Origin of the sequence: Spirillospora sp. NPDC048911, assembly GCF_043198015.1 — a bacterium.
Taxonomy (GTDB): Bacteria; Actinomycetota; Actinomycetes; order Streptosporangiales; family Streptosporangiaceae; genus Spirillospora.
The window spans coordinates 1,496,536-1,507,314 of the sequence record NZ_JBICUD010000001.1; the positions used below are offsets into that span (position 1 = coordinate 1,496,536).

Consider the following 10,779-nt stretch of genomic DNA (forward strand, 5'->3'; position numbering starts at 1 on the left):
CGTTCACGGTGGTGTCACTCACTGTCGATCACATCCTGGATGACGCCCGCGAGTTCCTCGGCCTTGAAGGGCAGGCCACGGACCTGGTTGTAGCTGATCACATCGACGAGGTAGCGGCCGCGCAGCAGCAACGCCAGCTGGCCCAGGTTGATCTCCGGGACGACCACCTTGTCGTACGAGCGGAGCACTTCGGCGATGTTGGCCGGGAACGGGTTGAGGTGGCGCAGGTGGGCTTGCGCGATCTGGCCGCCGGCCTTGCGGATGCGCCGTACCGCCGCGGAGATGGCGCCGTAGGTGCCGCCCCAGCCGAGCACGAGCACCTTGGCCTCGCCCGACGGGTCGTCGACCGCGAGCGGCGCGATGCCGGCGGCGATGCCGTCGACCTTGGCCTGGCGGAGCCGGACCATACGGTCGTGGTTGGACGGGTCATAGGAGATGTTGCCGGAGCCGTCGGCCTTCTCCAGACCGCCGATCCGGTGCTCCAGCCCTGGCGTGCCCGGGATGGCCCAAGGCCGGGCCAGGGTCTCCGGGTCGCGCTTGAACGGCTGGAAGTCCTCCTGACCGGGCTCGGCGAAGCCGGGCTCGATCTTCGGGAGGGCGTCCACGTCCGGCAGCTGCCACGGCTCGGAGCCGTTCGCCAGATAACCGTCCGACAGCAGGATGACCGGGGTGCGGTACTCGACCGCGATCCGGGCCGCCTCCAGCGCCGCGTCGAAGCAGTCCGAGGGGGACCGCGGCGCGATCACCGGCACCGGCGCCTCGCCGTTGCGGCCGTGCATGGCCTGCAGCAGGTCGGCCTGCTCGGTCTTGGTCGGCAGGCCGGTGGACGGACCGGCCCGCTGGACGTCGATCACCAGCAGCGGCAGCTCGGTGGCGACGGCGAGGCCGATCGTCTCGCTCTTGAGCGCCAGGCCGGGCCCGGACGTGGTCGTGATGCCGAGCGAACCGCCGAACGAGGCGCCCAGCGCGGCGCCGACCGCGGCGATCTCGTCCTCCGCCTGGAACGTCCGCACGCCGAACCGCTTGTGCTTGGACAGCTCGTGCAGGATGTCCGAGGCCGGGGTGATCGGGTAGGAGCCGAGGTAGATCGGCAGCCCGCTCTGCACCCCCGCCGCGACCAGCCCGTAGGAGAGCGCGACGTTGCCGGTGATGTTGCGGTAGAGGCCCGGCTTCTGCTCGGCCGGCTTGATCTCGTAGGAGACCGAGAAGGCCTCGGTGGTCTCGCCGAAGCTCCAGCCCGCCTGGAAGGCCGCGATGTTGGCCTTCATGATCTCGGGCTTCTTGCCGAACTTCTTCTCCAGGAAGGAGATCGTCCCCTCGGTGGGCCGGTGGTACAGCCACGACAGCAGCCCGAGGGCGAACATGTTCTTGGCGCGCTCCGCGTCCTTCTTGGACAGGTCGAAGTCGGCGAGGGCGGTCACCGTCATCGACGTCAGCGGCAGCGCGTGGACGTGGTACTCGCTCAGCGACCCGTCCTCGACGGGATTGCCGGCGTAGCCGACCTTCGCCAGCGCGCGCTTGGTGAACTCGTCGGTGTTGACGATCAGGTCGGCGCCCCGGGGGAGGTCCCCGATGTTGGCCTTGAGCGCGGCGGGGTTCATGGCGACCAGGACGTTGGGCGCGTCGCCGGGGGTCAGGATGTCATGGTCGGCGAAGTGCAACTGGAAGCTGGACACGCCGGGGAGGGTCCCTGCCGGGGCGCGGATCTCGGCGGGGAAGTTCGGGAGGGTCGACAGGTCGTTGCCGAACGCCGCCGTCTCCTGAGTGAAGCGATCACCGGTCAGCTGCATGCCGTCACCGGAGTCACCGGCGAAGCGGATGATGACGCGGTCGAGTTGCTGGACCTGTTTGGTCACAGAGGAAGACCTCCTCGACGCGCAGCACCAGAACCGGGGGAGGCTCCCAGGATCGTGATGCTACTTAGGCTTACCTTCATGGTATGTCCGGTATGTACTGCTTGTTCCGGGGGGCCGGAGGCTGCGGGGACTGGCGCGACGGCCATCATGCGCCGTGACGCCAAAGGCAGGCTTGCTTTCGGCTTGGTCGCCGTTCGACCGCGGTTCAAAGGATCAGCCGTGGCCGATGTTCCGCCCGTCATGTGACATCCCTCTTCCAGGGAGGTCTGACCCCGTAACACAAGAGGTATCACCTTGGCCAGACGTTCATGCGTCCTCGCCGGATTCGGGCAGGTCCTAACCAGAGGTACGACCTAGGCGGCCCACGGGTTCATCGGAAACCCGAGTCGTGGGCTCTCGGGCCGCTCAGGGTGAACCGCTCAGGGTGAACACAGACAGCTGGCCAAGCGGCACAGGTCGACATGCAGTCGCCGGACGAGCCGGGGAGGGCTCGGCGAGGAGCCGAGGCTTCCCGGGGGCACGGAATTCACGCCCCGCACTATAGACAGCACGAATTCCGTTCGGATCCACCGGCCCCCGGGTTGGGAACCGCGGCTCACCGTCAGCGCTCCCGATCGATCTTCTTGAGAAGATCACCGACATCCGCGCTGGCCACGGCCTCGCCGACGACCCGCGCGGTCGCCCCGTACGGGTGCGCGCCGGGCGTGTCGCGGACCTGGCGCAACCACGCCCTCCAGGCGCGGCCGCCGGCCGTGCAGCGCAGCACCACCTCGCGATTGTCCGGAACCGGTCCCGACGCGGTGCAGGAGCCGAGGCGGCGCGTCCCGGCGGTGATCGTCGTGCGGAGCGCGGCGCGGGCTCCGGCCGGGACGGCGCCCTCGGGCGAGGTCAGGGACGCGGGCACCCGCACCGTGCAACCGCTGAGATTGTCCTCGCAGTTGACGAAGGTCAGCTTGCCCGGCCGGAAGCGCAGCGCGGGATCGGCCGCGCCCCCCAGAGCCGCCACCCGCGGGCGCAGTTCGGCGATCAGCGGGCCGGTCGCGGCCAAGCCGGACGCGGACAGCCGCGGGTCGCCGGGGCCCGCCGGGTGAACGCGGAGCAGCCGGTGGGGGGCCGCCGCGGTCACGAAGTAGTCGGCCCGCTGCGTGCGGAGCCGGTAGGCCGCCGTGCCGCCGATGGTCTCCTCGGCGGGCCGGGCGGTGGTCTTGGCCAGCAGATCGGCGATCGAGCCCGCGCCGAGCACGTCCGCCACGTCCAGCCGGAACAGCGTGGCCGGCGCCTTGCTCCAGCGGCCGGCGAAGTTCTCCGGGTGCGAGCTCTCGCCGCCGTACGTGCGCCAGAACGCCGCGTTCGCCTTGATGAACGTCCGGCCGCCCACCGAGACGAGGTCGGCTCGCAGGCCCGCCACGGTCAGCGACCCGGACGCCGATCCGGCTCGGGTCACCCTGAGCCGCACCTGGACGGGCCGTCCATCCGCCGACAGCGTGCCGTCGTACTGCAGGCCGGGTGCCGCCCGCAGCTGCCGCGCGGCTTGCTGCGACCACCCCACGGCGACATTGCCCTTGCCGCGAGTCTCTCCGGCCGAGCCGCCGTCACCGGACGAGACCACGTACGCGACGGCGGCGGCGACGACGAGGAGCACCACGAGCCCGCCCGCGATCACCACCCGAGGCGCCGGCAGCCCGAAAAGCCGTTTGCCCGGCGTGGGTGGGACGGGGGGATGAGGGTCCGTCACAGCCGGCCCCTCGTTTTCAACACTCACGCAGGGAAACTCCGCTCACGACAACTCCTGACAGCCACACCAACGCCAGACATAGATTGCCGGACGATGCCCGCCTGCGCAGCAGGACTGGGCATCGCCCGGCGATCGAAACGCCTGGGGGCGTCAGGTCATTCGCGGTCGAGGCCGCTCTGGAGGGCCTGGATCTCGGACTCGCTGGCTCCCTGCACCCGGTACTCGGCCTGCGTGTAGTAGCGGGTCTCGCCGCTGCGCGACCAGCTCGACCAAGCGCTGCTGCTGACCCGGCACTCGACCCAGGTCGGGCTGGACGAGGACGCGTTGAGCGAGGTCGTGCAGTCGCCCAGGTTGCGGCCCGTGGTGGAACCGGCCGTCAGCTTGAACTTGATCTCGATCTTGGTGGAGCCCGACGTGAGCGACGGCGGCCGGACCTGGCCGCGCACCCGGCAGCTGGAGCTGTTGGTCGTGCAGAGCCCCTTCTTGGTGTCGACCAGGCTCACCCGCGCCTCGCTGTCGAACGAGTCCTTGAGCTGGCCCATCATGGCGCGCATGTCGCCGATCGTCGTGGCGGCCGTCGCGGCGGAGTAGGCGGTGACGTCGACCTGGACGCGCGGGAACGAGCTCTCGTAGCGCAGCAGCTCGGGGGTCTCGGAGTCGGTGACGTAGAACGTCGACGACACCGTGCCGATCCGCAGCGCCTTGCGGCCCTGGACCGTGGTCTTGGTCTCCTTCAGCGAGGACTTGAGGGCCGAGGTCGTCCGCAGCACCCGGGACAGGGCGGCCGGGGTGAGGTCCTTCTCCACGTCCAGGCTCAGGTCGCTGGAGCTGACCTTGCCCCACTGGTCGCCGTCCTTGAGCATCGCCGAGGACGAGGTGACCTTGGTGGACCAGTACGACTTGGGCGCCTTGACGAAGAGCTTGTCGTCGGCGCTCAGCACCGTCACGTTGTCGCCGTCCCAGGAGACCTGACCGGCGGCGCGCCCGCCCTTGGTGACCTTCAGCTCACCCTGCAGCGTGTCGCCGCCGCCGGAGAAGGTGCCCTTGTACGCCAGCGCCCGCGCGGTCGACACCGTGGTCGCCGTCGCGGCCAGCCGCTCCGAGGGCGTCATCTTGTCCTCTTTGAACACCGTGAACGCCAGCACGAGCGCGATCACGACGATGACGATCAGCCCGCCGCCGCCGAGCAGCGCGATGAGCAGGCCCCGGCTCGACCCGCGCGGCGGCTGCTGCCCGCCCGGCGGCGGAAAGAACGGAGGCGGCGTCCCGGGGCCGCCATAGGCACCGGGAGGCGGCATCTGCCCCGGTGGGGGCGGCATCCCTGGGCCCGGCGGGGGTGGCGCGCCGAATCCGCCCGGCGCTCCGGGAGCACCTGGCCCGCCCGGCCCGCCGGGGCCGCCGGGATCGGGCGGCCCACCCGATCCGGGGGGCGGCGGAGGCGGCCAGGAGGAACCGCCCGGGGGTTCCCAGCCCGGGGGCGGTGGAGGGTTGCTCATCCGGTCACGTCCTTCCAGGTCAAGTGACCCCAAATCACCTCTAGTGTGCAGCACCCGTCGGGCTTTGTGTGTGGTCATTTACCGCCACGGGCCCGAGTGTGGCCGATCTTTCCTTGGGAGATACTTGACGGGACGCGCTCCGCGAGGTTGGAAGGACACCGTGGCCGACTATTTCGACTCGTACGTCGTCCTGGTGGTGTTGCTGCTGGTCGGCGGCGGCATCGTCGGCGGTGGCCTGGCCGCCAACCGGCTGCTGCGGCCGAGCCGTCCCACCGCCGAGAAGCTGACCACCTACGAGTGCGGCGTCGATCCCGTGGGCGACAACTGGGCGCAGTCCTACGTCCGCTACTACGTGTTCGCCTACCTGTACGTGGTCTTCGCCGTCGACGCGGTGTTCCTCTTTCCTTGGGCGACGGTCTTCTCGGCGCCCGGCTACGGCATGACGACGCTGGGCGAGATGTTCGTCTTCCTGGGCTTCCTCGCCGCCGGGCTGGCCTACGCGGGCAAGAAGGGTGTGCTCTCGTGGGTCTGAGGCGCTGGCGAGATCGGCACGGGCTGTAAGAATGCAGTTGTGAGCACTGTAGATCTGCCCCCGCCAAGCGTCGGGCCGCTGTCGCGGCTCGCGCCCAAGCCGGTCAAGTTCGTGCTCAACTGGGGCCGCCGCTATTCGCTGTGGGTCTTCAACTTCGGGCTGGCCTGCTGCGCGATCGAGTTCATCGCCACGTCGATGAGCCGCCACGACTTCATCCGGCTGGGCGTCATCCCGTTCGCCCCCGGCCCGCGCCAGGCCGATCTGATGGTCGTCTCCGGCACGGTCAGCGACAAGATGGCGCCCGCGGTCAAACGGCTGTACGAGCAGATGCCCGAGCCGAAGTACGTGATCTCGTTCGGCGCCTGCTCCAACTGCGGCGGCCCGTACTGGGACTCCTACTGCGTCACCAAGGGCGTCGACCAGATCATCCCGGTGGACGTCTACGTGCCGGGCTGCCCGCCCCGCCCCGAGGCCCTCCTGCACGGCATCATCCGCCTCCAGGAGAAGATCGCCGCCGAGTCGCTGGGCGACCGCTACAACGGCTCCGCCGACCCGGTCACCCCGCCGCCCCCGCCGCGACCGCTTTCGGCCACCGTCCTTCGCCGCCCCCTCAAACCCCCGCCTCCCACCCCGTCCAACGCCTTCCACGAAGACGAGCCAGGCCCCAACGACGAGACCCACCCCGTCCCGATGGCGGCCGAGCCCGAGACCCCCGGCGCGGACGACGAGACCCGCCCCGTGCCGACCGCCGAGCCAGACGCCGAAACGCGCCCCGTGCCCGTGGTGACCGAGCCTGACGCGCCCGGGCCGGACGACGAGACGCGCCCCGTGGAGGCCGTCGAGCCCGCCGCCGCGCCGGATGCTGAAACCCGCCCCGTGCCCGTGGTGAAGGAGCCGGACGCCGCAGCCCCGGACGCCAAGACGCGCCCAGTACCCAAGGTGAAAGAGCCGGACGCCGCCGCGCCGGATGCTGAGACGCGCCCCGTCCCGGTGGTGGATGAGCCTGACGTGCCGGGGCCGGACGACGAGACGGTTGTCATCACGCCGGTCGAGGACGAGACGCCCGGGGCGAGCTCGCGGGCGCGGCGGGCTCGGGAGCATGATCCGTCGATCATTCCGGGGCTGGCCGACCATGAGGACGATGACGAGATCGGGCGGTCGGAGCGGTGAGCGCCGAGCTGGCCGCCGCCTGGACCGACCGGTTCGGCGACGAGGTGTCGACCGAGGAGACGTTCGGCGGGCTGGCCGTGGGCGTGCCGCCGGAGGTGTGGGTCGAGGCCCTCACGTTCGCCCGGGACGAGCTGTCCTGCGGGTTCTTCGACTGGCTGACCGGGGTCGACGAGCTGACCGAGGGTTTCGCGATCGTCGCCCACGTGTACTCGCTGGAGCGACGCCACCATCTGCTCGTCCGCACGCGGATCCCGCGCGAGACGCCGGTGCTGCCGACGGCCACGGGCGTCTACCGGGGTGCCAACTGGCACGAGCGCGAGACGCAGGAGATGTTCGGCGTGGTCTTCGAGGGCCATCCCAACCCGCTGCCGCTGCTGCTGCCCGACGGGTTCGAGGGGCATCCGCTGCGCAAGGAGTTCGTGCTCGCCGCCCGCGTCGCCAAGCCGTGGCCGGGCGCCAAGGAGCCCGGCGAGTCGGGTCACGGCGCGCCGAGCCGCCGCCGGGTCCGGCCGCCCGGGGTGCCCGACGACTGGGGGCCGAATGCTTGAGATCGTCGTCAAGCTCGCGCTGGTCGCGGCCGCGTTCGCGCTGCTGCCGCTGCTGGTCGGGCAGGCCGAGCACAAGGTCATGGCGCACATGCAGGGCCGGCTCGGCCCGATGTACGCCGGCGGCTTCCACGGCTGGGCGCAGCTCGTCGCGGACGGGGTGAAGTTCGCCCAGAAGGAGGACGTGATCCCGGCGGCGGCCGACCGCTGGGTGTTCAAGCTGGCCCCGGGCGTGGCGCTCGTCCCGTACCTGCTGGTCCTCATCGTCGTGCCGGTCGGGCCGGACGGCCAGGTGGTGCTCGATCTCGGCGTCGGGCTCTTCTTCGCGCTCGCGATCATGGGCGTCGGCGTGATCGGCGCGATCATGGCGGGCTGGGCCAGTGCCAACAAGTACTCCCTGCTCGGCGGCATGCGGGTCGCCGCGCAGCTCATGTCGTACGAGCTGCCGATGGTCTTCGCGGCCTCGTCCGTCGCGATGGCGGCGGGCACGCTGTCGCTCTCCGGCATCGCCGAGGAGTGGCGCTGGTACTGGCTGCCCTGGCAGGCGATCGGCGCGGTCGTCTTCTTCGTGGCCGGGCTCGCCGAGCTGCGGCGGCCGCCGTTCGACATGCCCGTCGCCGACTCCGAGATCATCTTCGGCCCGTACACCGAGTACGGCGGGCTGCGCTTCGCGCTGTTCCTGCTCGCGGAGTACGCGGGCATCATCGTGCTCTGCGCGCTGACGACCGTGCTGTTCCTGGGCGGCTGGAAGGGTCCGTTCCTCGACACCGAGCTCGGCTGGTTGTGGACGCTCCTCAAGGTCTTCGTGCTCGCGTTCCTGGTGATCTGGCTGCGCGTCAGCTACCCGCGGATGCGCGAGGACCAGCTCCAGAAGCTCGCCTGGGCCTACCTCGTGCCGCTGTCGCTGGCCCAGCTCGCCCTCACCGGCGTGCTCAAGGTCGCCTTCGCCTGAGCGAGCCGCAGCTCGGCTCAGATCAGGGCAGGAAGATCGCGTACTCGGTCAGGTGCGGGAGCAGATCGGGCGGGAGGTCGGCGTCCACCGCGAGCTCCTCTGCTGAGATGAAACTTCCCTGGCCGTCGCGGCGGCGCAGGATGCGCTCGACCTGCTCGGTGGTGATGCCGGGCAGCGTCGAGAGGACGGCGGCCGGGGCGTGGTTGACGTCGATGAGCCCGCCGTCGTCGTAGGCGCGCGGCAGGTCGGGACGGCCGATGTGCAGCTCGTGTGCCAGCGCCGGGTCCTCGCTGACGATCAGGCGGGCGTCCTCGCGGAGCATGCGGCGGTACTTGGCGACGTGGATCGCGTACTCGTTCTGGCGGCTGCGCGGGCCCGACCGCGGGAACACCGACGGCCGGACGGCGAACGCGTGCACCGTGCCCGCGATCCACAACATCATCAACATGAAGGCGCCGATGGCGCCCAGCACCGCGTCGCCCGCGTTCGTCAGCAACAGCACCATGCCCAGCCCGACGCCGTAGCCGGCCGCGGTCGCCCCGAGGCTCGCCGAGCCGCGTCGCACGGCGGCGTACAGGAACGAGAACGGCGTGCCGAAACCGAACGTCAAGAAGGGAACAAAAGCCCACAAAATCCCGGTCGGCGTCGTCGGCGCGGGCGGCGGGACCGGCGCCATCGGCGCCATCGGCGGCACGGGAGGCATCGGGTACGGCGGGCGCCATCCGGGTGGGGCGGGAGGGCGTCCGGGGTGGTGGTAGCCGCGTCCGCCGTGCGGGCGCGGCCGCCGGACCGGCGGGTCGTCCTCGCCGGGATCGTACGGGCCGTCGACGCCGTGGCTCACGTTCAGTTGGACGAACATGACCCGCCTTGCGTTCCCCGCGCGTTCCCCCGAGGCCCTTCGTAAGGAATCATGGGGCGCGTGGGACGGCTACCAGGAAGCGGACTGGCCAAGGGGCTCGCGGTCACGTTGCGGACGATGACCCGGCGTTCGATCACGCGCCAGTACCCGGAAGTGGCGCCTGACCTGGCCCCGCGCAGCCGGGGTGTGATCGCGCTGCTCGAGGAGAACTGCACCGTCTGCATGCTCTGCGCGCGCGAATGCCCCGACTGGTGCATCTACATCGACTCGCACAAGGAGACGTTGCCCGCGGAGGGCGGTGGCCGCGCGCGGACGCGGAACGTGCTCGACCGGTTCGCGATCGACTTCGCGCTGTGCATGTACTGCGGCATCTGCATCGAGGCGTGCCCGTTCGACGCGCTGTTCTGGTCGCCCGAGTTCGAGTACGCCGAGTACGACATCAACGAGCTCACGCACGAGAAAGAACGGCTGCGCGAGTGGATGTGGACGGTGCCGCCGCCCCAGGCCCACGACCCGGGTGCGGAGCCGCCCAAGGAGGTCGCCGCCGCGGAGAAGGCGGCCGCCCGTCCCAAACGGACTCCCGGAGGCGCCCCGTGAGCGAAGCGAACCGGAAAGCACGGCGGCGGAGCTCACGCATGGCCGAGCCGCTGGGCGAGGTGGCTGACGAGCCGCCAGGTGAGGAGGCGGCGTGAGCGGGCAGGAGGTCGTCTTCACGCTGCTCGGGATCGTCGCGGTCGGGTCCGGGCTGCTCGTGGTGACCACCCGGCAGCTGGTGCACGCGGCGCTGTGGCTGGTGGTGTCGTTCGGCGCGCTGGCGGGCGGCTACCTCGTCCTCACGGCGGAGTTCGTCGCGTGGGTGCAGGTGCTCATCTACGTCGGCGCGATCGTGGTGCTCCTGCTGTTCGGGATCATGCTCACCCGCGCGCCGATCGGGCAGTCGCTGGACCTCGACTCCGGCAACCGGTGGGTCGCGGCGGGCGTCGCGGTGGCCACGGCGGCCGTGCTGGTGACGGTGCTGGTGATGGGCTTCCGCGACGCGCACACGCCGTTGAAGCCGGGTGGCGGCTCGGCCGACGAGCTCGGCGCCAGCGTGTTCCGGACGTGGGTGCTGCCGTTCGAGGTCCTGTCGGTGCTGCTGCTGGCCTCCCTCGTCGGGGCGATCGTCCTGTCGCGTTCGGACATCGGTCCAGGACGCGGCCGTCCGGCGACTGAGCGCGGCCCGGACGCTGGCCGTCCCGGCCCGGCACGCGACGGGCGCGGGGAGGGGAACGGCTGATGCATCTCGCCTACCCGCTGGTGGTCGCGGCGCTGCTGTTCTCGATCGGCGTGTACGGGGTGCTCGCGCGCCGCAACGCCATCCTGATCCTGATGTCGGTCGAGCTCATGCTCAACGCCGTCAACCTCAACCTCGTCACGTTCGACATCTGGTGGCGCGACCGGCTGCACGGCGGGCAGGTGCTGACGCTGTTCACGATCGTGATCGCCGCCGCCGAGGTCGGGCTCGGCCTGGCGATCGTCCTGCTGGTCTACCGCAACCGCCAGATGATCGACGTCGACCGGTTGCGGGCGCTCGCCGAGGAGACCGGCGGCGACGCTCTCGAAGAGGGCGAACAAGACGGGAAGAGCGGCCGGGA

At 70.8% G+C, this 10,779-nt stretch carries 10 protein-coding genes and 2 pseudogenes; 7 read left to right on the top strand and 5 right to left on the bottom strand.

What is annotated here, in order from left to right; translation table 11 throughout:
* Nucleotides 1–14: 14 nt before the first annotated feature.
* The 4 genes from ACGFNU_RS06895 to ACGFNU_RS06910 form a co-directional block, all read right to left on the bottom strand.
* Nucleotides 15–1,856 (bottom strand): 2-oxoacid:acceptor oxidoreductase subunit alpha, encoded by a 1,842-nt coding sequence (locus ACGFNU_RS06895; RefSeq protein ID WP_392590861.1) that lies wholly within the window; start codon nucleotides 1,854–1,856, stop codon nucleotides 15–17.
* Between the two features lie 419 nt (nucleotides 1,857–2,275).
* Nucleotides 2,276–2,455, bottom strand: a complete 180-nt coding sequence (locus tag ACGFNU_RS06900) for a putative leader peptide (RefSeq protein ID WP_392590863.1) — start codon at nucleotides 2,453–2,455, stop codon at nucleotides 2,276–2,278.
* Between the two features lie 2 nt (nucleotides 2,456–2,457).
* Nucleotides 2,458–3,591, bottom strand: coding sequence for a hypothetical protein (locus ACGFNU_RS06905; protein ID WP_392590865.1), 1,134 nt, complete (start codon nucleotides 3,589–3,591; stop codon nucleotides 2,458–2,460).
* 155 nt (nucleotides 3,592–3,746) lie between these two features.
* Nucleotides 3,747–4,889: a hypothetical protein gene (locus tag ACGFNU_RS06910; RefSeq protein ID WP_392590867.1), complete on the bottom strand. Its 1,143-nt coding sequence runs from the start codon at nucleotides 4,887–4,889 to the stop codon at nucleotides 3,747–3,749.
* 358 nt (nucleotides 4,890–5,247) lie between these two features.
* Between ACGFNU_RS06910 and ACGFNU_RS06915 the strand changes: the two genes are divergently transcribed.
* The 4 genes and pseudogenes from ACGFNU_RS06915 to ACGFNU_RS06930 all read left to right on the top strand — a co-directional run bounded on the left by ACGFNU_RS06915 (nucleotide 5,248) and on the right by ACGFNU_RS06930 (nucleotide 8,286).
* Nucleotides 5,248–5,619, top strand: a complete 372-nt coding sequence (locus ACGFNU_RS06915) for an NADH-quinone oxidoreductase subunit A (RefSeq protein ID WP_392590869.1) — start codon at nucleotides 5,248–5,250, stop codon at nucleotides 5,617–5,619.
* Between the two features lie 78 nt (nucleotides 5,620–5,697).
* Nucleotides 5,698–6,141, top strand: a pseudogene (locus ACGFNU_RS06920) (NADH-quinone oxidoreductase subunit B); the annotation flags it as partial.
* 644 nt (nucleotides 6,142–6,785) lie between these two features.
* Nucleotides 6,786–7,337: an NADH-quinone oxidoreductase subunit C gene (locus ACGFNU_RS06925; RefSeq protein WP_392590871.1), complete on the top strand. Its 552-nt coding sequence runs from the start codon at nucleotides 6,786–6,788 to the stop codon at nucleotides 7,335–7,337.
* Nucleotides 7,330–8,286, top strand: a complete 957-nt coding sequence (locus tag ACGFNU_RS06930; protein WP_392590873.1) for an NADH-quinone oxidoreductase subunit H — start codon at nucleotides 7,330–7,332, stop codon at nucleotides 8,284–8,286. The genes ACGFNU_RS06925 and ACGFNU_RS06930 overlap by 8 nt, the downstream gene beginning before the upstream one ends.
* Before the next feature lie 22 nt (nucleotides 8,287–8,308).
* Here ACGFNU_RS06930 and ACGFNU_RS06935 read toward each other — a convergent pair whose 3' ends face one another.
* Nucleotides 8,309–9,145 carry a helix-hairpin-helix domain-containing protein gene (locus tag ACGFNU_RS06935; protein ID WP_392590874.1) on the bottom strand — a complete coding sequence of 279 codons (837 nt, stop codon included), beginning with the start codon at nucleotides 9,143–9,145 and terminating at the stop codon, nucleotides 8,309–8,311.
* 60 nt (nucleotides 9,146–9,205) lie between these two features.
* On the opposite strand from ACGFNU_RS06935, the gene ACGFNU_RS06940 reads away from it, so the two are divergent.
* The 3 genes and pseudogenes from ACGFNU_RS06940 to nuoK all read left to right on the top strand — a co-directional run.
* Nucleotides 9,206–9,742, top strand: a complete 537-nt coding sequence (locus ACGFNU_RS06940) for a NuoI/complex I 23 kDa subunit family protein (protein WP_392590876.1) — start codon at nucleotides 9,206–9,208, stop codon at nucleotides 9,740–9,742.
* A 91-nt stretch (nucleotides 9,743–9,833) separates the two neighbouring features.
* A complete protein-coding gene (locus tag ACGFNU_RS06945; protein ID WP_392590878.1) occupies nucleotides 9,834–10,421 on the top strand; it encodes an NADH-quinone oxidoreductase subunit J in 588 nt (195 codons plus the stop codon).
* Nucleotides 10,421–10,717, top strand: a pseudogene (nuoK, locus tag ACGFNU_RS06950) (NADH-quinone oxidoreductase subunit NuoK); the annotation flags it as partial. The gene ACGFNU_RS06945 and the pseudogene nuoK, both read left to right, overlap by 1 nt.
* Nucleotides 10,718–10,779: the final 62 nt, after the last annotated feature.